21 protein-coding genes are annotated in these 26,992 nt (G+C 64.7%); 13 read left to right on the plus strand and 8 right to left on the minus strand.

Annotation, left to right across the window (positions count from 1 at the left end; translation table 11 throughout):
* Positions 1-5: 5 nt before the first annotated feature.
* From AWC31_RS34175 to AWC31_RS34200, 5 genes are all read left to right on the plus strand, one after another.
* Positions 6-1,436 carry an ESX-1 associated ATP-binding protein EpsI N-terminal domain-containing protein gene (locus AWC31_RS34175; protein WP_085150008.1) on the plus strand — a complete coding sequence of 477 codons (1,431 nt, stop codon included), beginning with the start codon at positions 6-8 and terminating at the stop codon, positions 1,434-1,436.
* Positions 1,433-2,968, plus strand: a complete 1,536-nt coding sequence (eccD, locus tag AWC31_RS34180) for a type VII secretion integral membrane protein EccD (protein ID WP_085150010.1) — start codon at positions 1,433-1,435, stop codon at positions 2,966-2,968. Before AWC31_RS34175 ends, eccD begins: the two co-directional genes overlap by 4 nt.
* 104 nt (positions 2,969-3,072) lie before the next feature.
* On the plus strand, positions 3,073-3,849 hold the full coding sequence (locus AWC31_RS34185) for a hypothetical protein (protein ID WP_133060240.1): 777 nt from the start codon (positions 3,073-3,075) through the stop codon (positions 3,847-3,849).
* 244 nt (positions 3,850-4,093) lie between these two features.
* Complete coding sequence (locus AWC31_RS34190; protein ID WP_234817099.1) at positions 4,094-5,050, plus strand: ESX-1 system-associated protein; 957 nt, start codon at positions 4,094-4,096, stop codon at positions 5,048-5,050.
* Between the two features lie 1,545 nt (positions 5,051-6,595).
* Entirely contained in the window at positions 6,596-7,366 is a 771-nt protein-coding gene (locus tag AWC31_RS34200; protein WP_234817100.1) for an EspK C-terminal domain-containing protein, read from the plus strand.
* 54 nt (positions 7,367-7,420) lie between these two features.
* Here the strand turns inward: AWC31_RS34200 and AWC31_RS34205 are convergent, their stop codons facing one another.
* Genes AWC31_RS34205 through mycP form a run of 4 tightly spaced genes read right to left on the minus strand, consistent with a single transcriptional unit; the run spans position 7,421 to position 12,100 of the window.
* Positions 7,421-7,750, minus strand: coding sequence for a YbaB/EbfC family nucleoid-associated protein (locus AWC31_RS34205; protein WP_085150020.1), 330 nt, complete (start codon positions 7,748-7,750; stop codon positions 7,421-7,423).
* Positions 7,750-9,351 carry a PPE domain-containing protein gene (locus AWC31_RS38195; protein WP_085150022.1) on the minus strand — a complete coding sequence of 534 codons (1,602 nt, stop codon included), beginning with the start codon at positions 9,349-9,351 and terminating at the stop codon, positions 7,750-7,752. Before AWC31_RS38195 ends, AWC31_RS34205 begins: the two co-directional genes overlap by 1 nt.
* An 8-nt stretch (positions 9,352-9,359) precedes the next feature.
* Entirely contained in the window at positions 9,360-10,754 is a 1,395-nt protein-coding gene (gene eccE / locus AWC31_RS34215; RefSeq protein ID WP_085150024.1) for a type VII secretion protein EccE, read from the minus strand.
* The gene (gene mycP / locus AWC31_RS34220) at positions 10,751-12,100 is read right to left on the minus strand and encodes a type VII secretion-associated serine protease mycosin (RefSeq protein WP_085150026.1); all 1,350 of its coding nucleotides are present in this window, start codon (positions 12,098-12,100) and stop codon (positions 10,751-10,753) included. Before mycP ends, eccE begins: the two co-directional genes overlap by 4 nt.
* A gap of 429 nt (positions 12,101-12,529) precedes the next feature.
* Here mycP and AWC31_RS34225 point away from each other — a divergent pair, with 429 nt between their 5' ends.
* The 7 genes from AWC31_RS34225 (at position 12,530) to AWC31_RS34255 (ending at position 21,086) form a co-directional block, all read left to right on the plus strand.
* Entirely contained in the window at positions 12,530-13,351 is an 822-nt protein-coding gene (locus AWC31_RS34225) for a WXG100 family type VII secretion target (protein WP_085150028.1), read from the plus strand.
* Positions 13,338-13,622: a WXG100 family type VII secretion target gene (locus tag AWC31_RS34230; protein WP_085150029.1), complete on the plus strand. Its 285-nt coding sequence runs from the start codon at positions 13,338-13,340 to the stop codon at positions 13,620-13,622. The genes AWC31_RS34225 and AWC31_RS34230 overlap by 14 nt, the downstream gene beginning before the upstream one ends.
* Entirely contained in the window at positions 13,610-18,421 is a 4,812-nt protein-coding gene (locus tag AWC31_RS34235) for a toxin glutamine deamidase domain-containing protein (protein WP_085150031.1), read from the plus strand. The genes AWC31_RS34230 and AWC31_RS34235 overlap by 13 nt, the downstream gene beginning before the upstream one ends.
* 34 nt (positions 18,422-18,455) lie before the next feature.
* Positions 18,456-18,746 (plus strand): hypothetical protein, encoded by a 291-nt coding sequence (locus AWC31_RS34240; RefSeq protein ID WP_085150033.1) that lies wholly within the window; start codon positions 18,456-18,458, stop codon positions 18,744-18,746.
* Between the two features lie 13 nt (positions 18,747-18,759).
* Complete coding sequence (locus AWC31_RS34245) at positions 18,760-19,860, plus strand: IQM protein middle domain-containing protein (protein WP_133060241.1); 1,101 nt, start codon at positions 18,760-18,762, stop codon at positions 19,858-19,860.
* A 63-nt stretch (positions 19,861-19,923) separates the two neighbouring features.
* Entirely contained in the window at positions 19,924-20,670 is a 747-nt protein-coding gene (locus AWC31_RS34250) for a hypothetical protein (RefSeq protein WP_085150037.1), read from the plus strand.
* Between the two features lie 68 nt (positions 20,671-20,738).
* Positions 20,739-21,086, plus strand: a complete 348-nt coding sequence (locus AWC31_RS34255; protein WP_085150039.1) for a hypothetical protein — start codon at positions 20,739-20,741, stop codon at positions 21,084-21,086.
* A gap of 75 nt (positions 21,087-21,161) precedes the next feature.
* On the opposite strand, the gene AWC31_RS34260 is transcribed toward AWC31_RS34255, so the two are convergent.
* From AWC31_RS34260 to AWC31_RS34275, 4 genes are read right to left on the minus strand one after another with little or no spacing between them, the layout of a single operon-like run.
* Positions 21,162-21,419 (minus strand): HPr family phosphocarrier protein, encoded by a 258-nt coding sequence (locus AWC31_RS34260; protein WP_067849752.1) that lies wholly within the window; start codon positions 21,417-21,419, stop codon positions 21,162-21,164.
* Between the two features lie 8 nt (positions 21,420-21,427).
* A complete protein-coding gene (locus AWC31_RS34265; protein WP_085150041.1) occupies positions 21,428-23,452 on the minus strand; it encodes a PTS fructose transporter subunit IIABC in 2,025 nt (674 codons plus the stop codon).
* Positions 23,449-24,432: a 1-phosphofructokinase family hexose kinase gene (locus tag AWC31_RS34270; protein ID WP_085150043.1), complete on the minus strand. Its 984-nt coding sequence runs from the start codon at positions 24,430-24,432 to the stop codon at positions 23,449-23,451. The genes AWC31_RS34265 and AWC31_RS34270 overlap by 4 nt, the downstream gene beginning before the upstream one ends.
* A complete protein-coding gene (locus tag AWC31_RS34275) occupies positions 24,429-25,196 on the minus strand; it encodes a DeoR/GlpR family DNA-binding transcription regulator (protein WP_067849746.1) in 768 nt (255 codons plus the stop codon). Before AWC31_RS34275 ends, AWC31_RS34270 begins: the two co-directional genes overlap by 4 nt.
* A gap of 102 nt (positions 25,197-25,298) precedes the next feature.
* Here AWC31_RS34275 and ptsP point away from each other — a divergent pair, with 102 nt between their 5' ends.
* The gene (gene ptsP, locus AWC31_RS34280) at positions 25,299-26,987 is read left to right on the plus strand and encodes a phosphoenolpyruvate--protein phosphotransferase (protein WP_234817101.1); all 1,689 of its coding nucleotides are present in this window, start codon (positions 25,299-25,301) and stop codon (positions 26,985-26,987) included.
* Positions 26,988-26,992: the final 5 nt, after the last annotated feature.

Raw genomic sequence — 26,992 nt, forward strand, 5'->3', positions numbered from 1 at the left:
TCCCCATGTCGGCCGACTATGACCGGCTCTTTCATTCGTCCGAACCGGGTAAACCGGTCGATGACGCCACGATCACCGTGGACAGAGATGCCATCCTGAAGGCCACCGCCGCGGCACCGCCGCCGATGCCGACGGGGGAGAAACCCACCGCCGACGCACCGTCGGGCTCGATGCCCGTCGCGCCGACCCAGTCGCAGTCTGCTGCCGCGCCTTCGCGCCACGCCGAGACCGCGCCGCAGGTCCCGCCGCCGATGCCGCCGCCGCCGGCGACCGCGCCGCAGTGGCCGCAGAATTCGATGCTGCGCGCACCGCAGCAGCAGTTCGGCACGGGTGCGCGCCACGAGCAGCCCCGGACGTTGCCCGGCCCGCCGCAGCGCGTCGCGCCGGGGCCGGCCCCGTCGCAATTCACCGACATCGATCCCGAGATCAGCGGGGCATGGCGTGCCGGCCAGGCGATTCCGGCGCCCGCACAGCCCGGTCCGACGTCGGCCGCATCCATGGGCAACCACCGCGCGATCGATGCGCTGTCGCACGTCGGCGTGAAGACCGCCGTCAAGATGCCGTCGCAGCGCGGCTGGCGGCACTGGCTCTACGTGATGACGCGCATCAATCTCGGGCTCTCGCCCGATGAGGTCTACGAGCTGGATCTGCACAACCGGATCCGCCGAAATGCCCGCGATTCTTACCAGATCGGCGTCTTCGGTCTGAAGGGCGGTGTCGGCAAGACTGCGGTGACCGTCGCACTCGGATCGGCGATGGCCAAGATTCGTGGCGACCGGATCCTGGCGATCGACGCCGATCCCGACGGCGGCAACCTCGCCGACCGCGCCGGACGGCAGTCCGCAGCGACCATCTCGGATCTGCTCGCCGATCAAGAACTGTCGCGTTACAACGACATTCGCGCTTACACGAGCATGAACTCGTCGAACCTCGAGGTGCTGTCCTCGGAGGACTACAGCGGTGCGCAGCGTGAGTTCAACGACGACGACTGGAAGGGCGCCACCGCCGTGGTGTCGCGCTACTACAACCTCGTGCTCGCCGACTGCGGTGCCGGGTTGTTCCAGAAAGCGTCTCGCGGTGTGCTGTCGAGCATTTCGGGCATGGTGATCGTCGCGAGCGCATCGATCGACGGGGCCCGGCAGGCCGCGGTCACGATGGACTGGTTGCGCCAGAACGGCTATCAGGACCTGCTTGGCCGTTCCTGCGTGGTGATCAACCATGTGACACCGGGCAAGCCGAATGTCGACGTCGAGGATCTGGTGCAGCAGTTCGAACGCCACGTGCCGCCCGGCCGCGTCATCGTGTTGCCGTGGGACAAGCACATCGCGGCAGGCACCGAAATTCAGCTCGATCTGCTCAGCGACACGTTCGAGCGTCGGATCACCGAGTTGGCGGCGGCGCTGTCCGACGATTTCGACAGGCTTGAACGGCGTTGACCTCCACCGCCACCGCAGCTGCTGACGCGTCGAGCGCGACGCCCGGCCGACCGTCGACGACCAGGGTCACTGTCCTCACCGGTAAGCGCCTGACGGACTTGGTGCTGCCGGCGGCAGCCCCGATCGAGTCCTACATCGACGAGACGGTCAGCGTCCTCGGCGAGCTGCTCGAAGACACTCCCAAAGACGTCCTCGCCGGGTTCGACTTCTCGCAGCAGGGTGTGTGGGCGTTCGCGCGTCCGGGTGCCCCGCCGTTGAAGGCCAGCGAATCGCTCGATGACGCAGGCGTTGTCGACGGTTCACTGCTGACGTTGGTATCGGTCAGCCGCACCGAACGCTACCGGCCGTTGGTCGAGGACGTGATCGACGCGATCGCGGTGCTCGACGAATCACCGATCTTTGACCGCAGCGCGCTGAATCGCTTTGTCGGGCTGGCGATTCCGGTTATCGCCGTATTCGTCACGGTCATGGCGGTGATCAATTGGAACCGCACCGGTCACGATTGGTGGTGGCCGGTCGCACTGGCGGTGTTCGGTTTGGCGCTCCTCGGCGGCAACATGCTCGCCAAGGGCCGCTACGACAACATCGACATCTCCGAAAGCCTGCTGATCGCGTGCGCGCCGGTTCTCGCCGGTGCCGCGGCACTCGCGGTTCCGTTGCCCCGCGGGTTCGACGGACCCGGCGCACCGCAGGTTGCCGGCGCCGCGGCCGTTCTGCTGCTGTTGACGCTCGCCACCCGCGGTGGACCGAGGGGTCGCGCCGAAGTGGCGTCGTTCATGGCGATACTCGCGATCGCGGTGACTGCGGCCGGCGTCGCATACGGCTACGGCTGGAACGCGTGGGTGCCTGCCGGCGCCATCGCATTCGGCCTCATCGTGGTGACCAACGCCGCGAAACTCACTGTGGCCGTTGCGCGTATCGCCCTGCCGCCCATCCCGGCGCCCGGCGAGACGGTGTCCAACGACGAACTGCTCGACCCGGTCGTCACACCCGACATGGTCGACGAAGAATCACCTACCTGGCAGGCGATCATCGCGTCGGTGCCCGAATCCGCGGCAAGGCTGCAGGAACGCAGCCAGCTGACCCGCCAGCTCCTGATCGGCTTCCTGTCCGCCGGTGCGCTGATCCTCGCGGTCGGTGCGATCGCGGTTGTCGTGCGAGGACACTTCTTCGTCCACAGCATGATCGTGGCGGCGCTCGTCGCCGTCATCTGTGGCTTCCGGTCCCGGCTCTACGCCGAAAGATGGTGCGCCTGGGCGCTACTGGCTGCCGCTATCACGGTGCCGACCGGGGTGATGATCCGCCTGTGCCTGTGGTGGCCCGACAGTGCGTGGCTGATCATGGCGATCTACATGGCACTCGGTCTGGTCGCGTTGATCGTCGTCGGTGCCACCGACAGCGTCCGACGCGTCTCACCCGTCACCAAACGCATTCTCGAGCTTCTCGACGGCGCATCCATCGCCGCGGTCATTCCGCTCCTTCTCTGGATCGCCGGCGTGTACGACCTCCTTCGCAACCTGCGGCTGCATTAGTCGGAGAATGGCGCATTCGTGCCCGCTGATTGGTCGTTAAGCTGGTTGCTGGCCGGTGTCGCTGATTTGTGGCGCGGAGCGGCGGGTTTCGTGAGGGGTAGCTGATGGGACATCCCGAATTTCGGGTCGACGAGGCGGCGCTTGGTTGGGACCCTGCCGAGGTGACGGTGCCGGAAGTCCCTGCGGTTGAAGCAGGAAGTGACCCTTTGAGCACAATGATCTCTGCCGTGATGCCGACCGTGGCGACTGACGTCACGACGAAGGTCGCTGCGACGCGCGCCCGCGAGGAACTGTTCGCAGCGAATCTTTCTCGGGCGAAATCTGCCTACCAGGGGACAGATGGTGCCGGAGAGCAGCAGATCAGTTCAGCCGCGAGTGGACTGTCGGACTCGGCTAGTCCCGCCGCTGCGTCTGGCGCAAACCCCGCGGCGTCTGCGTCCGCTGCTGGTGATGGCGGATTCGGTCAACTCAGCCAGCTGATGGGTATGGCCATGCAAATCGGACAGCAAGCTGTGCAAGCCCCCATGCAGGCGATGGGTATGGCTGGACAAATTCCACAGACAGTTATGCAAGGCGTGCAGGGCTTGACCCAGCAGGCAGGTCAGGGATCCGAGAAGGGTGGACCTGGGGCCGATGGCGCCGCCTCCCAAAGTGGCGCTGGGCGCCCCGGGTCTACGGAGGGGCAGCCTGAAGCTGCTGACGAGAAGCCTGACGAATACACCGACGAGAAATCTGAAGCGAAGAAGGACGACTCAACGGCTGAGGCTCGTTCTGATAGCGCGCAGCGAGCTCCGGTTGGTGAACCGCAGCAAGCCTCGCCTTCTCGAGTCTTGCCGGAACACAGACGGCCGACCGATACTCCGCCGGAGGTTGCGCTGTGAATTGCACTGTTGAAGTAGTGGATTCAAGTGCTCCATCCAGCGATGAAGGGATGAATTGGTGAGCTTGCCTCCGCCGCCCCCGCCGGGTTCAGTGCCTCCACCTGGAGGGCCTTACCCACCGCAAGGTGGCGGCCCGGGCGGATATCCAGGGCCCGGATACCCCCAGCAGTGGCAGCAGCCGATGCAGCCTCAGCCACCTAAGCGTGGCAACGGTTGGAAGTGGGCATTGGGTGGTGTCGCTTTGTTGGCCATCATCGGCGTGACCGCTGCGGTCACGTTGTCCGTGGCGGGTGGCGGAAACGGTGATGGTTCTCCGACGGCGTCGCCACCTTCCCGTAGCGCCGCGAATTCGGATATCGCTAGTGCCAACGACACTGGGCCCGTTGGGATCATTACTGAAGACCCGTCATGTGCAGCCCAAAGCCCAGTTCTCATAACGCTCGCTGAAAAAACAAACAATGGTTGGCCTGATCGGGATCCGACGACGCCTGCGACAGAGTGGACGCCGGAATTGCGTGCCAAATACGTAGCCTTCGGCGAAGCGATGCGCGGCGCCGCCGATCAGCTCGCCCCTCTTGCTAAACTCACGCCGCACAGAGTAATGCGAGAACTCTACGAGCAATTTATTGCGTATGCCCGCGCATATGCAGAAAGTATACCCACGTATGGCCCACGTGACGATTACTTCGTACGTGTGGCGAATCTCGCAAGCGATGCTATCGGCAATGTGTGCGCGGCGATTAGCTACGGATCTGCCGCTGCGCGCGCGCCGTTGGTGACTGCGCTCTCAGAGCCTTCCGAGGTGGCGCCGGTAGGGGACCCGACGAATCCACAAATGTTTCTGACGGAATCGAACCCGATTTGCGGAGAATGGGATAGCGCATTAACGCAGTTCTACAACGAAACATCGGAGTGGGAATCGACTGATCCTAACGTACCCGCTGCACAATGGACTCCTGAACAGAGATCGCTCAACGATGGGGTTGCGCCGGTAATGCGGAGACTTGCCAATCAATTGCAAGTCTTGGGCGAACGTAGCGCGAACCCGACTTTGCGTGACTTCGCTCAGCTATCAGCGCAGTATCGACGGGCTTATGCGGCGGCGCTGCCCAGCTACACACCAGCCGACCACTATCTTGTGACGACCGCGCTGAAGTTGGGTGGCCTGGTCAATGTCGCATGCCAGTCAGTCAGTCAGTGACCAAAGCACGTATATGTACCACGCGGCATAGCCAGCTTCTCGGGGGTGAGATAGACAATGGCAATCCAGCCTGATGACAGTGAGTACGGTGGTCAAACAGTCACCGGTGCCGGCTGGCCTCGAGTCGATGAGGATGTCATTGCCTCCGTTGCAGCTTCGTTTGAGAGCCTGAGAACGCATTTACGGGACGTAGTTGTGCCTGCCGCAGGGAGACAAAAGGTAACTTTGTCTGATTCGTGGGAGGGCACCGGATCGCAGTCCGCCTTAGGTGAGGCCGACGCAATCATTGGCGAACATGAAGCCAACGAAACGGAAGCGCAAGCGACGAGTCGCGCACTGCGAAAGATGGAACTCGCCGTCGCTGTTGCGAAGGCGTTGGCAAATCAGACGGCGGAACAAGTCCAGAAAGATTGCGAGGCGATCAAAAACGAGGACGATCCCCCCGAGGGAGAGAAGGACACTCGCGAATCACGGGTGGCAGAGCGAATCGTCGACGGCTACAACGAAAACGTCCGTATGGTCGCCGATGTAACTAAGCATCTAGCGGAAGAATTGGGGATTCCGCCAGACACACCTGGAGCCGACGGCAAGGTGCCGGCCGGCGCTCCCGGAGGCTCTGACCCGGCCGGAGGAGGGCAAGGAGGTGGAGATGACGCTGAGGGCCAGGCCACGGGGACGCCGCCGCCACCACCTTTGCCTGCACCGACACCTCCAGTCCTATCGACATGGCGCGGCGGTGGAGGATCAGCAGATGGCAAAGGTACACAGGCTCCGAAGCCAGCTCAATCAGCGCCAGCGCAACCCCCAGCGGTAGGCGGACACGACGGGGCGGGTGCTGCCGAGGGTACGGGTACAAACACACCAAAGCCGACGTTACCGGCAGTGGAGGACCCCTCCCCAAGCGTAAACGAACCTTCGGTAGGTCTGCCTTCTGGCACCCCAGGACTGGGTGCTCCGCCACCATCACCCGGTGGTGGATCGCAGACTCCACAGACGTCCCGCCCTTCATCGGGTGGCTCCGGTATGGACAGCACCTCGCCAATGAGTGCGACTGGGCAGCAGGGGAATCCGGCTGCAGCAGCCGCGGGTCCCGCGACGCCGATGGATCAGTTCCAGAAGGGCATGGCGGAGGCAGCCAAGGCAGGTGGGGCGCCGCAGTCGTCGGGGCCGACCACCCCATCGCAGCCTCTCGGTGCGCCGCCGACCTCGCAGCCGCTTACTGCACAGCCGCCGCCAACTGCGGCCGCGCCCCCTTCGCCCGCCGGGCCGCAAGCCGCACCGGCGGCGGCCACTGGCGGAATGTCGGGTGCCGGGCCCGCTCCCGTTGGTCCGCCAGCCGGTGCAGGTGCTCCCACGGGCACTCCAATGCCACTGGGGCCGCCACCAACAGCGCCACCGTCGGGCCCTGTCGCGCCGACGGCTCCCGCGGCGCCAGTCGCACCGCCACCGGCCGCGGCCGGCGCAGCGGCGAACACTGCCGCTATTGGCGCAGCACCGGTTCCGGTGACGGCTGCACGCGCCCAACGAGATGCGGCAGCCGCAGCGATGCGTCGTCAGTCGGGCACTGACCCGGTCCAGATCGCGAGGCGAATTGCCGCGGCCCTCAATGCGCCTCCGTCTGTCCCTGATTTCGATTGGAATTTCGTTTGGGCCACGGCTCTGACCGTAGATGGCACGATCGTCGTGGCCAATTCCTATGGCCTCGCCTATATTCCGGCGGGCGTCAATCTGCCGACCCAAGTTCGCATGGCCACGGCAGACGAGTCGATACCGCCGGGCGAGCGTGCCAAGTGGGCGGCCTACCCGTATCTCGCCCTGCAGGGTTGGGCGCAGCATACGGGCACCTCACTGCGGGCGGTGTTCGGCACCGACGATCAACTGCAGGGCATAGACCCGGGCGCTCCGAAAATCATTCTGCTGGAACAGGACATTCCTCCGGATGGCACGATGCAGGGCCGCAGTCGACTAGAAGTGGTTGCGCCAGAGGCGGCGGCGCGCCTGGCTTCGGTCAGGGACGCCGATCTAACTAACTTGCTGCCGCTGCGGCCCGCTGACGATACTCCGCCCGCTGACAACACCGACGCACTGTGGTTCGACATGCTCAAACCCCTCATGCAGTCCGGGACGGGCACCGAGATCGCGCATCTTGAGGCGTTCGTCGCCTACGCGAACAATGAATACGAGTTGGCTCTTCATCGCGCACACACCGCGCCTGATGCTGTCGCGCAGCGCGCGGCTATCGCTGACTGGGTGTATTGGCAGCACGTCAGCGTTCTGGTTAGCGACGGATTAGTGGGCTCGGCGCCGAAGGGGTGAGCCGACGGCTACGTGGGCTGAGACGCGAAAAATCATCTCAGCCCTCGAAACCGCCTAGGGCTCTTCCGCAGTCAAACGCGCGACGGCCTCGTCGAGTCGTGCGCGGTCAGCGTCAATCGACGCTGTCGCCGCCGCTGTCGCCTTCTGCAGTGCCTCGTTGAGACGCTGTTCGACGGTGCTGGCCCCGAGCCTGAGCAGCCCGTCCTCGATGAACACCGACGTCAGGTGGTGGTGGCCATTGAGAGACACCTCGACCGTGTCGGTTTCGTCTGAGGCGGTAAACGTTTGACTGCTCATGCGGTGCAATTGGTCATCCATGAGCGACTGAAGCTGCTGCGCTTGCCGCAGCACAGCAGCAACTTGTGGGTGTACATCGTCAGTCACTAGTCGTTGCCTTTCTGCGGGCGCCGACGCCGCGGGTCCTGATGGCCGATCATCGCCTCAGTGTGTGCGCGGTCTTCGACGTAGAGATCCTCGTCGGGACTGAGATTCGGATCGCGGCGCTTGTCCTTGCCCTGATTCTGACCGCCGGCGCCATGCCCCATGCCGCCCATGCCACCCATGCCCATGCCACCGCCCATACCGCCTCCTGAAGCAGCGGGAGCGACTGGTCCGCCGCCGCGCGCATTTGAAGGCCCTGTGGGAGCGACAGTTTCAGCGCCCACAGCGGGACCCAGCGGTGCCGACGGGATCCCCCCGCCTCCGCCGCCGCCACCACCCGATCCGGCGCCGCCGCCTCCGCCACCTCCGAGGCCTGCCGGCTTGAGGCTTGGATCTTCGAGCCCAGGCATACTCGGCGTGCCGCTAGGCCCGCTCGGCATTCCACCGCTGGGGGCGCCACCCCCTGAACCGGAGGGAGAGCCGCCGCCTGATGGTGAGCCTCCACCGCCCGAAGGAGAACCGCCGCCACCGGCGGGCGATCCAGATGGAGACTTCTCAGCACCGGCCGCACTTGCCGGTGACATTGTCGGTTCACTCGATGGCGCGCCGGATGGTGCGCCTCCTCCTCCGCCGCCGCCACCATTCTGTTCGGGTCCGCCGGGCGCCTTCTCGTCACCTTCGTTGGGCTTCTTAGCCTTACGCGGATCGCCGTTACTCTTGACGGGGCTCACCTTCGCAGCTCCAGAAGGTGGATTCGGAATGTCCGATAGCGGTGGGTTCGCGATGGCGGCGCTGTAGGCTACGAGTGCGTTCTTGGAGCGCTCGAACAGGTCGCTGTACGTGGATTGAGCAGACCTCCAGGCCACGCGATCACCGGCCCTCTTCGCGTCCTCCATCGCCTTCTCGGCAGCTTCGATCTCCTGCACAGTCGGATGGGCGCGCTTGGCTTCGTCGTGCGCGTCGGCGAACTTCTCTGCGTGATTCGCTGCATACTCGTAGTAGTCACCAAGGTCGAACAGCCAGTTCTTGTGCGCCACAAGGGCGTCCCCGGCGGCTTCGGCTGAAGTACCGTCCCAGCTGACGCCGCCGAGGGAAAAGTTGTCGGAATGCGTACGCAGATCGTTCTTCAATCGGCGGGCGTCGGCTGCGTATGTGCGCATCGATGATGAATCGCCGCCCTCCAACGCCCGTGCGGCGAGCTTCATGTCGACATACGGGCCGGTATCGCCGCCCGGCATCGCCGGCATGAGCGGAGTTGCAACGGTGGCTGGAACCGCTGCCGGCAACGCCGGATTCACCGGTATAGGTTCGGACGGAATGTGCTGATCGGGATGAGCCAGTTGCTCGCGGGCCCGGTCGTCGATCTTTCGGTAAACGACGGCCGCTTCCGTGAGAACGGACGCCAGTCGCAGAGCTTCACTATTGCCCGCTGCCACATGGCTTTTAAGAGTGTTGGCGGTCGCCCGAAGCTGAGCGGTCGCGGCTTGAACGAAGATCAGTCCGCATGGCGCTGTGGGCAATGGAAGGTTGTCGAGTTTCTCCTCGCGAAGCTGGGTCGCCTTCGCGTTGAGATCACTCTCTTCTACCCGTAATTCTTCTCCCATGGTTCCCCCTACTGCTCCAACGCCATCTGATAGCGGCTCTCTTCGCGTGGATTGATCAGCCGGATCGGCAGTTGCCGGTGCCGTGGCGTATCGATGAAGTTGGGCCGCAAGATCACTCGGCCAACACCTTGGTGGGGCCCGAGATAGGTCGTCGCATTCGGCCATGCGACTCGAGGCGTTCGGCCGACGCGCCCGTTGATCATCGTGGCGAACTCGCGAAATTGCGGTCCCAAGGTGATTACGGCGCCGGACGCCGCTGCTCGAATCACGAACTGTGTAAAGAGCCTTGCGTCGCCGAGGTTGATGCTGACATCGACGTCGTCGAATGGCATGTACACGGGGTAGCGGTCGGATGTCTCGCCGACGAGCACGCCCGCCGAACCGATCGGCAGGTCATAGTGCTTGTCGGTGACCGGGGTGAGGCCTTGCAAGGCCGCTCGCTGGCCACCGAACAGGCACGAAAAGCCGCGCGGGGTAGTGGGATTCGCCAGAGTTGTCAGCAGAACGGTGCTGGTAGGTGCCGCACCCGGGCGTATGCGCACCCGGGTCGTGGTGTGATCGGCCCGTGCCGACCACCACACATCGGGCCCGCCCGGTGCGTTGTAGGCCGCGGTGAACGTGCTGCGGCCCTTGATCGCCGACCACGTCTCGCGCTCGAAGCTGATCTCGGTGGCCTTGTCGTAGTCGTCGAAGCTGCGTGAGCATCGCGCGTCGATACCGTTGCTGGCCAACTGGTCCGCGATACGCGTCGTCGATGCCACGAGGTAGCGCGCCAGGCCCGAGACCCCGGCATCGCGGCGCAGTGCCGACCGCCGGGTTTTCTCCGGGTCCGCCCGAAGCACAATCCATGTGCGCCGGTTCGCCGGCGCGGGATACGGGCCGACGACCTGCTCGTAGAGCGCCACGAGGCTGGCCGGGGCCGTCTTGCCGACCCGGTAGCCCGCCGACACCACGTCGGCCTCCAAGTCGGGGCAATGAGCTTCGAGCAGCTCCTCGACGAGCTTCGTGCTCACGATGTCATCCGACACCGCGTTGCCGTTGACGATCACGGTCGGTGTGAAAGGCCTTGGCACCAGCTCGATCACGGCGATCAGATAATCGCCCTGCCAGCGGACCGCGACATGATCGCCGGGCATGACGGTGGACCCGACCGCCGGCTCGGAAGCCACATCGGGTGTGCTGCGGTGGCGGCGACGCCACGAGAAGATCGCGACCACCCAGCCGGTGAGCCGGCGCCCACGGATGGTGAGCACCGAGAAGATCGCGATGAGCACCGACAGCGTGATCCCCAACCACATGAGGTTGAAGTGCAGGCACACCGCGATGCACGCCGGGATGAGCGCCGCCGTCCAGATCGCGTGGCCGGTGGTGAACCGAAAGCCGAACTGTCGCAAGAAGTTCATCGCCGGCGCCTCAGCGCGCGCCGTGCCATGGCGCCGATGCCCAGGATCAGGGCCAGCGACACCCCGGCGACCACGACGGCGGTGATCGGGCCGCGGTCTGGCGGCGGAATGTAGACCGGAGGCGGAACTTCCTTCACCCGGAACGGAGCCTTCTCCGGCCCGTCGGGCACCTCCCACGTCAGCGCGGCGACCGGGTCGACGACGCCGGCACCGACATAGTTGTCGACGCCTCCGCCCGGGTGGCGCGCGGTTGCGGTGATGCGGTTGATGATTTGTGCCGGACTCAGATCTGGGAAGCGCTGTTTGAGCAGCGCGGCCAAGCCGGACACATAGGCCGCCGAGAAGGACGTGCCGTTGAGCGGAACCGGACCGTCCTCACCGGGCGTGGCGTTGACGGGCTGGCCGTCGTAGCCGAGCGAGATGAGGTTCTCGCCGGGAGCCGCTGCGCCGACCCATGGGCCCGACATCGAGAAATTGCTGGGCTGCCCGTTCTGTCCGATGCTGCCGACTGTCAGCACCAGCGGGTCATACCAGGCCGGGCTGACGATCGTCTGCACCTGCTTCCAGCCCCGCGGATCGGCTGGGATGGACGGATCGGGTGGCGGGTTCTGCGTGCAGTCCTGGCCGGTGTTGCCGGCCGCCACGACGATGACTGCGTTCTTCACGTTCACGGCGTAGTTGATGGCCGCACCCAGGCTGGTCTCGTCGATACGGCGGGTCACCTTGTAGCAGGCCGCCTCGCTGATGTTGATCACCTGCGCACCGAGGTTGGCCGCATGGACGACGGCGCGGGCGAGGCTGCGGATGGAACCTGCCGTCTGGGTGGTGTTCGGGTCGTTGGGATCCTGCCGCGAACCCTTGGGCTGGAACGCGACGGACGTCTGGCGCAGCGAAAGCAGGCGGGCATCCGGCGCGACGCCGACGAAGCCGTCGGTGGGCGCGGGCCGCCCGGCAATGATCGCGGCAGTCATCGTCCCGTGGGCATCACAGTCGGACATACCGTTGCCTGCTGCGTCGACAAAGTCGCCACCCGGCTCCGCGGGAACGCGAGGTGATCCCTGCACGCCCGTGTCGATCACAGCCACAGTTACTCCGGCGCCGGTTGCGAACTTCTGGGCCTCTGCGATCCGAAGGTAGTCATTCGCCCATGGCTTGTCCGCGAAATTCGTGTTGGGCAGAACCGTCGGAGCGGCGCAGATCTTGCGCTGCTCCATCGGCTGATCCGGGCCCGTTTCGTCAGGTGGGACCGCTGCGGCATCGATCATGGGCGGGTCGATCGCCCACGCCGGAGGAGCACTGAAGAAAGCCAGCAACAAAGCCAGCAGCATTACGGCTATGCGACGCACGCCTCACACTCCCCCGATGAAATTCGACCCGCCTGCAGTGTGCTGATGCACATCTGGCAAACAAGCCAATGTCCGCTCTGAAATGCATCTTCTCACGTCAAGCCGACTGGCTAATGGCACGGGGGCAATCATAAGGGGACGCAGAGAAGTGCGATGACGCTTCTTGCCTTTGACCGGGCCTGGCGGGCATTCCAGGGTGGTCATCCTCGCCGAAAGGGGTAGCTCTTCACCCGTCTCGCCTCTCGAATTTTGCGTCCAGGAGGGCAGGCGGTGCGGGATAGCATTCACACAGCAAAGAAGGAAGCAACGCGTGCTCTATCGGCAAAGTCAATGGCGCCGTGATGCTTGACGTCATGAATCTCGGCGGCGCTGAGAGGAGTCGCGGGCTGGCGCGGTATTCGGGTGAGCCAGGCTGCGGAAGGGGGTCAGGTGGGACAACCGGTCGAAGTTGTTACGTCCGAGCTGCATTCGGCTGCGACGCGCCTGGCTGACGCTGGGCAGCGTCTTCAAGACGGGTTGTCGAGTGTCGATCTGGAAGTCGGACAGTTGTTGGGCTCGGGCTGGAAGGGCCGCGCAGCGTCTGCCTATGAGACGGAATGGGACAAGTGGCACACCGGCGCGGGACAGGTTGTCCGGGGCTTGCAGACGATGTCGGAGTTGTTGAGAAGAGCGGCCGACGAATACGCCCGGACCGATCAGCAGTCCGCCGATGCGGTCGGGTCGTCTTTCCAGCCCGGCGATGCGGCCGGGCCGGGCAGCAGCCCGGCTGGTCCGAGTCCGACTGGCCAGACCGCAGTCGACGCCATGAGTAATCGCGGTGTCGCCGAAACTGCTGCGTCGATGAATCTGACACAGCCTGCGGCGGAGGCGGGAGGTCAGGTAGCGCAAGGGCTGGGACAAACAACCGGGCAAGTGGCAGGCGGTTTGGCACAGGCCGCCGCAGGACTTGTTCAGGTCGCCACCGGGATCGCGCAGGGCGTCGTCGGCTTGGCGCAGCAGGCGGCGCATGCGCAACCGAACGGTGAAGCGACACCGGGCGAGAAAGCTGAGAAAGCGAAGCGAGACGAAGGCGACGACCGCGAGGAGCGCGCCGATGAGTCCGACGAACGTGGTCACGACGCCGAGGGCCACGGCGGCGCTGCGGCCGCGGATGACTCCGCATCCACGGCTCCGGTACAGGCTCCGCCAGTCGAACCTCGCACGCCGACGCGTGCCGTTGGTCGGTCGGACGGTTCTGATGTTGGTCTTTGATTTTCCTCAACTGCAGTCAGCCATCACGCACATGGTGGCGTTTCAGCGCGACGTCGAAGCGTCCCTCGAAGACATCGATCAAGCGATGGCTGCGTTGCGTCAGCATTGGCATGGTTCAGGGTCGGATGCGCAGGCGCAGGCGCAGCAGCAATGGGAGGACGGCGCCGAACAGATGCGAGCGGCGTTGTCACAGCTACAAAAGGCCGCTGAGGCAGCGCACAAGAACTACACCGAGGCAAAGAAGAAGAACGGCGAGATGTGGGCGCCGTAGCCGGCACAAGCGGTGCAGGCTCGGGCACTTCCGGGGACCGCATCGAGGTCGATCCCGAAGTACTGATCCGGGCGGGTCAGCGGATGGGATCGCTCGGGGCGCAGCTGGGCATGCTCTCGGACGCACTGGGTGCGGTCATATCGAGTGGGATTGCCTCTGGTCTGGACCCAGCCGGGCTCAGTTTCGCGCTGGAGTATGGCCGACGGGCGCAGGAGTTCGCCGATGGCTTGGCGAATGGCGCGAATTCGTTCAAATCCGTGGGCTACAAGTTGGAGGCAACGGGTCACAACTACAGGAGCGCTGATGCGGCGTCGACCATCGGTGGGGCGGGACCGACCGGTGGCCTCGGCGAAGTGCCGAGTACGACAACGGCGGCTGACGCCGCATTAGGTCCGAGCGCGAGTGTGGTGCTTCCTCCACTCCGGTGGCCCTTGATCCTGCCTTTCCTCGTAGTTGCCATTGGTCCCGGGGCGGCGATGTGGCCGTCGGGAGATCCGGCGATGATGAGGTTGACGGCCGCGCAATGGCGCAATCTCGCCCAAGGTATGGCGATCTTCGAGGGCGAGTTGGCCGCAGTGAAAACTGCTGTCTCCGTTCAGAACATCCCGGAGATCGGCCAGATCAACACGGCTCTCTTCGACCTCGGTGAGGGCATCTCTGCGCTGGCGGATACCGCTGCGGACATCGCCGAGAAGGCCGACACGTTCGCCGGCGACGTGCAGCAGGCGCAAGACGCCATCCGCCGGCTGTTGGACAGACTGACGTCCATCGACGGTGTCGTAGACACCTTGAAGGGCATATTCACTGGCGAAGCCGACGACATCCTGCGAGAGATCGCCCGCGACGTCGGTGAAATCCTGGACAACTTCCAGAGCCAGGTCAAGGGTGTGGTCGGTCTCCTGGAGGCGCTCAAAACCGCCATCGGCGACGCCGCGACAGCTTTCCAGAAATGGATCACCCCCATCTTGGTGGCCACTTTTGGTGAGGAAGTGGGCGGCCACCTCGCTGCGCTGGTGACTACCTACACCGACTTCTCCGTGGGTGTGTGGTCAGGGTTGATCAACACGGTGTCGGGCACAGTGGCGATGGCCGACATCGACACATGGAAGGGCATGGCCGAGTTGGCGATGTCGGTGGCGAAGGACCCATCGACATTGGACGACGTGCTCATGACCATGGGCAAGGAGTTCATTGCCTACGACCAGTGGACCGGCGACCACCCGGGCAGAGGGGCGGGGGAGGCAGTGTTCAACATTGCCTCGTTGTTCAACCCTGCTGGCGGGCCGCTTTCGAAGTCAGGCACCGTGGTCAAGGGAGTCAAGGCCGCTCACGGTGCATTGAAAGGCGGAAAGCTTCCGAGTCTTTCGGATCTGCCCGGATTGAAGTCCGGCAACCACAACCTGGATGAACTGGACGATCTGGCCGGGCTCGGGTCCAAGGCTCCCGATGTCCAGGAGTTCACCCCAGCCATTCCCGAGTCCGTCATTAATCCGAACCCTCCCAGTGGCTTTGATGGGCCGACAGCCCCTCGTGGCTTCGAGAATCCGGCCGGGCCACCTGACCCCCCGGGCCCGGCGGGTACGTCAGGTCGGGACTACGGCGGCGACGGCCCACCGCCTGATCCGCCAGGCCGGCCAGTCGGTCCTTCGGAGGCTGGACCGGGCCGTGCGGAGGGACCGTCTGCGCAACCACCGGCTACCTCTGGTCCGGGTCAGCCCAGTCACTCGCCGCCTTCGGCCGAGCCGCCTGCGCCATCACCCGGCGAACCCACTTCCTCTGGCGGTCAGGCACCATCCGGTGCTCACGATGCACCCGAAACACCAAGTCCCACAGGTCAACACGATCCCGGGTCCCGTGCCGACGGTGATACCCCCGCCAGCAACGAACCGAGCACACCCGAGACGCAAGGGGCCGGGCATACGCCCGAGCAGCACGGCTACGCCGCCGGAGATGGAGCTGTCGACAATGCGGGGCACCGAGGCACCGACAACGACATGCTCGGCGACAATCACCGTACGGGTTCCAGCGACTACAACGGGCGCCCCGATGAGCGGACCCACACGCCGGCTGATCATCAGCGTGCCCATGTGGCAGAGCCAGCTTCACATGGCGGCGACGACCGCGCGAATCTGGACAACGGTACTAGCCGAGAACAGACACCCGGTGATGGCAACAGCTTCCGTCAGGATTCTGGCGGGGTTGCGCCGGGCATGATGCCCATGATCGGCGGACCGATGGGGCAGCACGGCCCCATGCACAGTCCGGGCGACGGACAGACTGCGGCCGGTAGAGCACAGACGCCGGAGACCCCCACACGTAACGCTGAATCGAAAGCGCAGCAGGGTGGTTCACTGGGAAACGCGCGCTCCCAACCATCTTCCACGACCGGTGCTGCTGCGGCGCATTCGCCAACGGCGCCGGTGAAACCTGCTGCCTCACACACTGTGTCGGACGCATCGGACGGGGCGATCCGCTCCGAGTCGGAGGCGCGCACGTCGCGCTCGCGGGACAATGTGCGGGATGACGCCTTGGCGCCAGCACGTGTCACGCATGAAACGCCGGCCGCCCAAAGCGCCGATCGGCCTGGAAACCAAGCTGATCCGTCTCAACCTCGCGCGACCCCCGAGACCGGAAGCGGCCTGCGTGACGAGCAAAAGGACCGACCCGGCCCAGTGGGCAACCCAGCGGATGCGCGGGTGTACGGGCCGCACGAACTGGACCCCGTGGAAGACCCTGCATACCAGGCGGCGGTAGAGGATGCACTTAGGAGCACGGGGGGCGGGTACCTCGTGCATGCTGACCCGCGGATGAATGATTATGGGCAGTTGATCAACGATGGCGGTCCGTCGGTAATCGGACGATCCAACAACTGCCTCGACTGCTGTCTGGCGGCTTTGTCATCATTCCTGGGAGACCCGACCGTATCGGCGCCCCGGCATCGCGACGAGTTGCCGACCGGTGAGATCGACAGGGTGACAGGGGAACACAGCGGCCTGCGCCGGGCGGCCGAGTGGATCGGTCGCGAGTTGCTGGAGTTTCAGTTCCCTAGAAAGCCCCTCGCGAACCACTTCGACGCTTTGCATGAGTACATTGCCAACGCCGGACCCGGATCGGCCGCACTGGTCGTCAACGGTTGGCATGCGATTGATCCACATACCCTTCAATTTCTGAACCATCCCGACGGCTCACCGATTACGGACGGGTCGCATGCGACGGTCGTCGTATATCCAGAGGGAGCCGACGGGCCGGTGTGGTGGGACCCGCAAGACGGGTCTACCTCCGACCGGCCTCCAGCTTGGATGGTCGAACAGTCGACGTACTTACATTTCACGCCTGTCGAATCTGGTCAAGGAGCGCACCATGGCACAACTGAAAACGACGGAAGAAGCCCTGGCATACCTGGCGCAGATGTCGCCGACCGAGAAATACCACGTGGTTCCGTTCGACCATGGATGGGTGGCGACGAAAGTGCTGACGCCGGAGCAGATGAACTCTGGAGCGGCGGTGGGTTTGGCTCGACTGGTGATCGATTCGGAGACCGCGATCGTCTATCTGTACCCGAGTTGGTCGACGATGAGAGTGGCGGAGGTTCACACGACGTTCAAACAGACGGGCGTCAACCGAGTGGCTCAGCAGATATATCCGTATCAATGGACCATCACGCTGCGGCGAATCCGGGAGGACGACCAGACTATCGTGTATCAGCTGAAAGCGGAGTCGCTGACCGACCCGCCGCAACCGACCCAAGAACATCCGTTGACGATCGAGAAGCACACGCATACTTGGGATCCGCGGGATCCACTGTCGGCGACGGCGGCAGTCCACGCGCGCTGGGCGAGCCGTCAGAACCAGGGCGTGTGGCCGGAGACGGACACCACCCAGGTGTAACTGGCCGCCACGCCGATGAGGTCTCTGCCTCCAGTTCGCCGATGGAGACGCGGGGCGACGAGAAGCCGGGGCGGGACGAGCATTTCTCCGGAGAAGATCTGAGGACGGGGTCCGGCGATAGCGACTTTGACCATCGACAAACAACCGGAACGGGCCACGACGCCGGAACAATCCACTACAAAGCTGTAAGCAGCGATAACCTGGCGGAGCCGTCGGGCCAGCGTTACGAATCACCCTCTCCCGCAGGCGCTCCAGAGAGGCAACAATCCTCACTGGAGCAGAGCGGACACGGAGATCCGCCAGCCGCCTCGGGCGAGACAAGCGTCGGATCGGAATCGGAAGGTTCACCTGAAACCACAGGCAGCAACGACGCTCCCGCCAACTTCGCGGACTTGCACCCCCCTCTGCACCGGGAGAACCCCTATCCCGTGAAGTACATGCCGGGCATGTACTCGAACGAAACGGACCCCAACCATCCTCAGAATCCTTTCCCAGGAAAAAGCGTCGAGCGCTGGCCTCCCGAGAAAGTCGAGGCGCACCGCGTGGTCGTGGATCAGCATGGACTTTTGCGCCATATCGATGGTCGGCTGGTCGATACCCGTGGTGCGAAGTCGTTGTGGTCCAGCGGTGGCGGTCGAGCCATCTTTACCATGGACCCACACGGGAATCTATATGTGTCGCTTGAACACGCGCGAGGTCGAATTCACCATTCGACCCTGTCGAGTGGCAAGCCTGTTACGGGCGCAGGAGAACTGACGGTAGTCGATGGCCGCTTGATCGAATTAACGGACAACAGTGGACACTACAGGCCACTTCGTTCCAATACGCAGAACGTTATTGATGAGCTTGCCAACCAGGGAATCGATATGGATGCGGTATCTGTACTTTTGAGTGCGTTGGAAGGAACATGAAGTGGTTGGAGAATCATGGCGTGGCGGGGTAAATATGATTCTGTACGGCATACAATTCACAACAAAACTCGACCAAGTTACTGCAGCGGTTACTGCCGACGCCATCATCGGGTACAACACTTTTGATGATGGACCGCAGTTCTACTTGGACGCAATCAACGCCGCGCTCGCTTCAGACGCTGTAATTATGACCGAAGAATGGGCTGAGCCGCCGTACGGACGAGAAGATCTCCGGCACACCGAGCAGGAAGTTCGGCAGTTCTTGGCGCATGTGGCTGAGGATTTGATCCGACGCCAGCCCTGGCCGCCAAAGCCCGGCGCGTGACATTTGAGAGGCGGTGACAGCAATCGTGTGGTGGCACGGTGCGATTAGTCAGATTCTTTATGGACTTCAGTACGTACCCATTTTGGACAGCCGAGGTGCGTTCGAGATGTCACATGCGATGGTTGCACGACGGTGTCTTGCAAATGGTCCCCAGTTCTACCTTGATGCGGCAGAGGCTGCGCTAGCGCAGCGCGAATCAGTACGTGTGGTCCCAACGCCGCATATGGAAAACGACATTAGGCTCTTTCTGCAACAGCTGGCCAAGGAGTTGCGGTACCTCTATCCGTGGCAGGTTCCGTCGGTTCTGGAGCTGAGTCTGGACAATTGGGGACAGCTGATGGCAGGCGCCGAACCCATAGGTAAGATTGATTTGCGTCAGCTCGATGTCAGTCAACGATTAGGAATCGAATTCGGCGAGGTCGGTGGCCGACGGGAACCCGGACTTCTGCTTCGGCTACGTTCGGGTGTGGTTGTGGGGCTAGCGGCGCCCACGAGTGTCGCCGACTCGGGCATCACCATATTCACTGTTCCTGAAGCTGATGTATCTCGGGTCCGGGATGAGATTATTCTCGCCGCGGCACTGCAGCCCACCGATATCGAGATATTTGCGCGCAGAATTGATGGCCAATCGTCCCCATCTGGACGCGATGGGTCGCGATCGCGGAGTCTTCTCCCGGATCTGACGCCGCAAGCCTCCGGGGTCGAACGATGGTCACCGCAACGAATCGCTCGGCATCGGGTCGTGATCGATGAAGAGGGAAGATTCAGGACCATCGACGGTGGCGTCTTGGACACTCGAATGGCGTCGGCATCGTGGCGGCCGAACGCCGAGCTCGCTCTATTCGTCATGGACCCACATGGCAACTTCTATGTCTCCTTGAGGCGAGTCATCTCACGCGTCCATCACTCCACGCTCTCCGGAGGCGGGCCGGTTACCGTAGCCGGCGAGCTTCGTGTCCGTGATGGGCGCTTGTTGGCGATGACCGACCACAGCGGCCACTACCCGCCGACCAAGTCGGACAACCAAATTGTCTTAGGAGAACTGCAGCGGCGGGGAGTACGGACGACGGATGTGGCATTCGACTTCGCCGCGACAGCGAACCGATGGGAATGAGGCACCCATATCGGCCACGGTCTGGCGACATAACTACGACACAGGTTCAGGAGCGAAGCCGAAATGAGGACTCCTAAAGAGATAGAGCGTCTGGTGACCGTCGCTGCTAAGAATTCCACCGGCGCCCCGCGGGTCGAGCTGTTCCGTGCCCTAGACGGCGTCACCCTGTTCTACGACGCAAGCGAACGTGAAATAGACGGACGGCGGATGCTGTCAACCCCGCTCCGCAGACTCGACGACGGCAGCTCCGCGATGATGGTCTACACATCGAGGCGACATTCGGATTTGCCAGAACGATTCGCCGGCGCGGAATGGGCCGAACTGCTGAGGATCGCACACGAAGCGGTGCGCCCAGACTGGCTGGTAATCGTAAATCGTAACAACGACACGGTCGGAATCCCGCAAGACCAGTTAGCCGGCATCGCTGCCTACTTAAACGAATGGAAGGCTAAGCACATCGAGATGCAGGCCGCAGCCGACGACTTGGAGAAGGTGATTTCAGATGCGGTACATAGTGATCCCGGAGCTTGGTACGAGCCAGCATTGCTACGACTGCGCGGACGGGAACTCTATCTCCATCTGACGAATGGTGTGTCGCCTAACGGGCAACCCTCTATCCGAACGTCTGCAGCTGCCGGCCGTCCCGGCTGGATCCTCACTTACACAACGCGCACGCGCCCCGGGGTTCGGTACGGAAGAATTGTGTGGGAGCAACTGGTGAAGATTATCAAGAACAATGAGGAAATGCCTGGAGTCCGGGTGGTCAATGACAATGACGACTGGATACTCCTTGGTCGCGATGAAATATGAGCGTGCTTACTCGGGCGATCGTGTCGCTCCGTAGTTCGAGCTTTCAACATCGTTGAAAAGGTACTGGAGTGACGACGAATCTGATCCTGGTTATCGATATACACGGCACCATTGACCAAACCGGACTGGAACGTTTACGAAGTCACCTTGGCCTCGCGAAACAAGGGCGGTTGAGCGACGATTATGACCAGGGGTTCGGCTACCGGAAAATCGAAATCGGAGCGGGGCAGCGCATCAACGTTGGCTTGTATCGACAGTTCGACGGGTCTTGGATCCTTGATGCCAGTACCAGAACAGCCGATGTCGGCCCTGAAGTGCTCACGCGACTGCGGGCAGAGTTGATCGATGGCATCGCGGCAGCCGGGTATGAGGCCGTCGTGAGGCCAAAACCCACATTCGGTACATCGAATCGATAACCGGCGATCGTCTGGAATGACGGCCCGGTGTAGGGCCGGGCCCGGTCCCTGCGTAGCAACGCCGCCGAGCATCAGTTAAGCGTCGAGATCCTGTTCGATGAGTTCGGCGACTTTCTTCAGGGTTTCGGCGTCGTCGGATGTGACGGTCACCTGAGCACCGTTGCCGGCACCGAGCGTCATGATCATGAGGGCTGAACCGGCGTCTACCGGTTCGCCGCCGTCGACGGACAAGGTGACCGGAACTCCGGCATTGACGACGGCTTCGGCGATGATCGCGGCCGGGCGGGCGTGGAGCCCGATCGCTGAGCCGACGGTAACGGTCTTGCTGGGCATGATTCTCCTCAGGTGGTGGCCAGCGCCGGTGTTTCCGGCGTGGTGACGGACGGTTTGGCGAATTGTTTGGCGGTGATGACGGCGACGGCGCTGACGACGGTGCCGATGGCGAGGGCGATGAGGAACCACAACAGGTTGCCGATCGCGAAGAACACGAAGATGCCGCCGTGCGGTGCCTTCAGCGTCACGTCGAACGTCATGACCAGTGCGCCGGTGACGGCACCGCCGAACATCATCGACGGGATCACCCGCAGCGGGTCGGCCGCGGCGAACGGAATGGCGCCCTCGGTGATGAACGACGCGCCGAGTAGCCAAGCTGCCCGGCCGTTCTCGCGCTCCGGCTCGGTGAACAACCCTGGCCGGATGGTCGACGCCAATGCCATCGCCAGCGGCGGGACCATTCCGGCGGCCATCACGGCCGCCATGATCCGTAGCGTGGCGGGGTCGGCGATGTTGAGCCCGGCCGTGGCGAATGCGTAGGCGGCCTTGTTGACCGGCCCGCCGAGGTCGAAGCACATCATCAGGCCGAGGATGACACCGAGAATGATCACCGATGTTCCGGTCATGCCGCTCAGCCAGTTGGTCAGTCCGGTGGTCAGCGCGGCCAGCGGACGGCCGAGAAGCAGGAACATGAGCAGGCCGACGATCAACGATGCGAACAGCGGGATGATCACGACGGGCATGAGGCCGCGGAACCACTGCGGGACGCTGATGCGGCTGATCCAAAGCGCCGCGAACCCAGCGATCAGTCCGCCCACGATGCCGCCGATGAAGCCGCCGCCGACGAACACTGCCACGGCTCCGGCGGTGAAACCCGGTGCGATACCGGGGCGGTCGGCGATCGCGAATGAGATGTAGCCCGCCAGCGCGGGAACCAGGAACATGAAGGCCAGTCCGCCGAGCGTGAACAGCACTGCCCCGAGGTACTGCACCAGACCGCCCGGCGGAAGGTCGGCGAGGGTATTGGTGACGGCGATGTGGTGGCCGAGTGAGTTCATCCCGTAGGACAGCGGTTCTGCGCCGTCCGGTGGATTGCCGATCTCGTAGCCCGCGAACAGGAATCCGAGCGCGATCAGCAGACCGCCGGCCGCCACGAACGGGATCATGTAGCTCACGCCGGTCAGCAGGATCTGGCGCAACCGGGTACCCCAGCCGACGTCACCTGCCGGCGCCGCGGCTGCCGGTTCAGCAGAGCCGGCGACGCGTGGCGCGTCGGGATCGCTTGCTGCGCTTATGGCTTCGGCGACCATCCGGTCGGGTTCGTTGATGGCGCGTTTGACGCCGGAGGCGATGACGGGCTTGCCCGCGAAACGCTGGCGGTCCTTTACACCGACATCGGTGGCGAAGATGACCGCATCGGCCGCGGCGATGGTCGCCGCCGAAAGCGGGGTGCTGCCTGACGATCCCTGGGTTTCCACCGTGAAGTTCACGCCGGCCTTCTCCGCGGCCTGCTTGAGAGAATCGGCCGCCATGTAGGTATGGGCGATTCCGGTGGGGCAGGCGGTGATTGCGACGATCGACACGGGCTTGGCCGGTTCCGATTCCGGTTGCGCAGCAGGAGCAGGAGGAGGAGCAGGCGCCGGGTTCACCACACCGTCCACCAACGACACCACCTCATCGGCGCTCGACGCGGCCCGCAGCGATTCGACGAAGTCCTTTCGAACGAGGGCGCGCGCCAGGCTCGACAGCAGCTTCATGTGCTCGGCGCCACCGGATTCCGGAGCGGCGATCAGGAACGTGAGGTCGGCTGGACCGTCGGGGGCGCCGAAGTCGACCTTGGGGGACAGCCGAGCGAAACCGATCGTCGGACTGTCGACGTAGGGGGACCGGCAGTGTGGAATCGCGATGCCGCCCGGCAGCCCGGTGGCGGACTGCGCTTCACGGGCCATCGCGGCACCGACCAGGCCCTCGGTGTCGCTGGTCCGTCCGGCCCCGGCGAGCGCGTCGACCAGGCGGGTGATGACCGCCTGCTTGTCACCGCCGGCGTCGACGTCGAGCAGGACCAGATCGGTGGTGATGATCGGTTGAGTCATTGCAGTACTTCCGGGTTGGTGGTGACGAGCGGGGTTACGCGTACGGCGTCGAGGTCGAGTTGTGCGGGGGCGGGCAGTGCCGAGCCGGGGAGTGCCGCGGCCGCACTACCGTAGGCGACGGCCATCCGCAGCCGGCGTGGCGGTTCGACGCCGCCGACGGCTGCACGCAGGTAACCGGCGAGGGACGCATCGCCCGCGCCGACCGTACTGCGCGGCACGATCGGCGGCGGGGTGGCCAGCCACGCCCCGGTGGTGTTCACCAACACCGCGCCTGCGGCGCCCAGGGTCGCGAGCACCGAGCCGACTCCGCGGGCCACGAGTCGTTCGGCAGCGCTCACCACGGGCGACAGATCTCCTTGTGCAGCAGCGGTTTCCAGTGCCGTGGGCGACGCGCCGACGATGCTGGCCAGCTCTTCGCCGTTGGGCTTGATCAGATCGGGCGCAGCCACCCCGAACCCGGCCGCCAGTTCCGCGAGCGGCTTCTCGGAGGTGTCGACGGCGACGCGGCACGGCATGGGCGCAAGCAGTCGCACCACGTGTGCGTACCAGTCGTCCGGGACCCCCGGCGGCAGTGAACCGGACAACACCACCCAGGAGGCCTGCTCGGCCTTGGCGACCACACATTGAGTCAGCGCGTCCAGCGCGGCCGCGTCGAGACGGGCTCCGCGCTCGTTGAGTTTGGTTGTGGTGCCGTCTGTTTCGGTGATCGCCAGGTTGGTGCGCACGGGCTCTGTGATCGGGACTCCGGTGAACGGAACACCTTGGGCCCGCAGCGCGACCAGCAGCGGATCGGTGTCGGCTGCGGGCAACGCCGCGACAGCGTCGACCCCGGCCAGGGTCAGGGCGCGCGCTACGTTGATGCCTTTGCCGCCCGGTTCGACGGTGACCGAGTCGACGCGTTGTACCGCGCCCCGCGTGAGTGCGGTGGCGAGCGTGACCGTGCGGTCCAAACTCGGGTTGGGCGTGACGGTGACGATCATGCGATCACCACCTCGACGCCTTGCTCGGTGAGCTGCTTGCGATCGGTTTCGTCGATCTCCGCGTCCGTGATCAGCGTGTCCACGCTGTCGAGTGGGGCGAAGCTCACGAAGTCCTCCTGGCCGACCTTCGACGAATCGGCAACGACCACCACATAGTTCGCGGCTCGCACCATCGCACGCTTGACGGCGGCCTCCTCGGTGTCCGGGGTGGACAAACCGTGACGGACGCTGATCGCATTGGTGCCGATGAAGGCGATGTCGACCCGCATGGTGTCGAGTGCCCGCAGCACCTGCTCGCCGACCGCCGCCTGGGTGAGGCCGCGCACCCGCCCACCCAGCAGTTGAAGGGTCACCGTCGGCATGGCGGCCAGGCGGCCCGCGATCGGCACGGAGTTGGTGACGACGGTCAACTCCCGGTCGGACGGGATCTCGGCGGCCACCCGCGCCGTCGTGGTCCCGGCATCCAGGAGGACGGTGGCGCCGCTCAGGGGAAAGAAGTCGATGGCCGCGGCGGCGATGGCATCTTTCTGCTCGGCTCGGGTGGTGTCGCGTTCGCCGACCCCGGCCTCCACGAGATGCAAGTTGCGGACGGGTACCGCGCCGCCGTGCACGCGGCGCAGGACACCGGCCTTGTCGAGGACCGCGAGATCGCGACGGACGGTCTCGGTGGTCACGTCGTAGGTCTGCGCCAGCTCCGCGACCGAGGCTCGGCCGCGGCTCATCACCAGTTCGGCGATGGCCTGCTGGCGCTCTTCGGCGTACATGTGTCTCCGTTTATGTGGTTTGAGCCGCGCATGAATGTTGATATGTGTTGTTTTACGCTTGGCTGTGTTGACTTGTCAATGGTTTCTTGTAATCTGTCTCACATGAGCACTTCATCTCCGGCCACGTCACGGCACGTTCTCCACGGGGTCCCGGTGGTGTCGGGCGTGCAGTACGCACCGGTGATCCGGCCGGGACGGCTCCCGCAAGTCGAGGTTCCCGACACTGATATCGACGCGGCGGACCGGGCTGCCGAAGCCGGCCGATTCAACGCTGCCGCGACGGCGGTCGCGACCCGCCTGCGCGATCGCGCGGCGCACGCGACGGGCGCCGCGTCCGAGGTGCTGGCCGCCACCGCCACGCTCGCCCAGGACCGGGCATGGCTGGGTGCCGCCGAGAAACGTATCGCCGCCGGAGCCCCCGCGGTGCGTGCGGTCACCGAGGCCGTCGACCAGTTCGTCGAATTGTTCACCCAGCTCGGCGGTCTCATGGCGGAACGTGTCACCGACCTGCGGGATATCCGGGACCGGGTTATCGCCGAACTGTCCGGCCTGCCGGAGCCGGGCGTGCCGCTTCCCGACGTGCCGTCGATCCTGTGTGCCGAGGATCTTGCGCCCGCCGACACCGCCGGCCTGGACCCACGGCTCGTAGTCGGATTGGCAACGACTCTCGGCGGGCCGACCAGCCACACCGCGATCATCGCGCGCCAGCTGGGCATCCCGTGCGTGGTCGCGGTTGCGGGTCTCGACGACATCGCGGCAGGCACGATGGTGCTGCTCGACGGCACGGCGGGCACCGTCACGGCCGATCCTGATCCTTCCGAAGCCGCCGCCGCGCTCGCCACCGCGCAGCGCGCGGCGGCCGCGGCCCGGCAGTGGGCGGGGCCGGGCGCCACGGCCGACGGCCACGCGATCGCGATCCTGGCCAACGTGCAGGACGGCGCCGCCGCTCGGGCAGCGCGCGAGACGCCGGCCGAAGGCGTCGGGCTGTTCCGTACCGAGCTGTGCTTTCTCAACCGGGACAAGGAACCGACCGTCGCCGAGCAGGCCCAGATCTACGGTGAGGTGTTGCAGGCGTTCGCCGGTCATAAAGTCGTGATCCGCACCCTGGATGCGGGTTCGGACAAGCCGCTGAAATTCGCGGGGCATCCCGATGAGGCCAATCCGGCGCTCGGCGTGCGCGGCATCCGGATCGCGGAGGGCAACCCCGGCCTGCTGGACCGCCAACTCGAGGCCATCGCCGCGGCGGCGAAGACGACGGGTAACCAGCCGTGGGTGATGGCGCCCATGATCGCCACCGCTGCCGAAGCGAAAACCTTTGCCGCGCAGGTGCGTTCTCACGGACTCACGCCGGGCGTGATGATCGAGGTACCTGCCGCGGCGCTGCTGGCCGACAAGATCCTCGAGCACGTCGACTTCCTGTCCATCGGCACGAACGACCTCGCGCAGTACACGATGGCCGCCGACCGCATGTCGGCTGAGCTCGCCACCCTGACCGATCCCTGGCAGCCCGCGGTGCTGGCGCTCGTGGCCATGGCGGTGCGGGCCGGTGCCGCGGCGGGCAAGCCGGTCGGGGTGTGTGGCGAGGCGGCCGCCGACCCGCTGCTGGCGTGCGTGCTCACCGGGCTCGGCGTGACGTCGTTATCGGCCGCCGCGGCTGCGATCCCCGGCGTGGGCGCGAAGCTCGCGCAGGTGACATTGCAGCGGTGTCGCGACGCCGCCGACGCGGTGCTCGCAACGGCCACGGCGGCCGACGCGCGGGCCGCTGCGCTGGGTATTCTCGCGGGGGAATAATCGGA

It is taken from the genome of Mycolicibacterium wolinskyi (assembly GCF_002101965.1).
In the GTDB taxonomy this organism is placed as follows: Bacteria; Actinomycetota; Actinomycetes; order Mycobacteriales; family Mycobacteriaceae; genus Mycobacterium; species Mycobacterium wolinskyi.